This is a genomic window from Bradyrhizobium sp. NBAIM08 (genome assembly GCF_020193935.1).
Lineage (GTDB): Bacteria > Pseudomonadota > Alphaproteobacteria > Rhizobiales > Xanthobacteraceae > Bradyrhizobium > Bradyrhizobium yuanmingense.
On sequence record NZ_JADYVR010001311.1, the window covers coordinates 1 to 384 of the forward strand.

The following is a 384-nucleotide window of genomic DNA, read 5'->3' on the forward strand; positions in this document are numbered from 1 at the left end:
CTCCAGATCAAGCTCGTGCATGGCCACGCCCTTGATGCGGTCGGCGACGGAGCGCCCGGGGCCGGCCAGAAACGAGGCTCGCACCCGCCAGGCCCGCGCGCCTAGCCGCAGGTCGAGGCTGGCAGGCTGCACCTGGTCTGCGTCCCACGGCGTGGTCGAAGAAATCGCGCCAGAGGCGATTAGCGCCTCGATGGACTGGCAGGGCAGGATGCCGGGAGCTGTGGTCATGGGACGCAAGACCTTAGGGATGAGCTTGAGTCTGGCAAGCGGCTTGACCTAAGAGAGGCGCCTTAACTACAGCGCCCGAGGGGCATCGACGGTCATGGCCAAGGAACGAAGCGAAAATCCGGACGACTGGGAAGTCGAAACCCAGCTCGTCCGCGG

The 384-nt window shown here is 65.9% G+C and carries 1 protein-coding gene; it reads right to left on the reverse strand.

What is annotated here, in order from left to right; translation table 11 throughout:
- A partial coding sequence (locus tag I6F37_RS44675) for a 2'-deoxycytidine 5'-triphosphate deaminase (protein ID WP_225155082.1) occupies positions 1-228 on the reverse strand: 228 nt, incomplete at its 3' end.
- Positions 229-384: the final 156 nt, after the last annotated feature.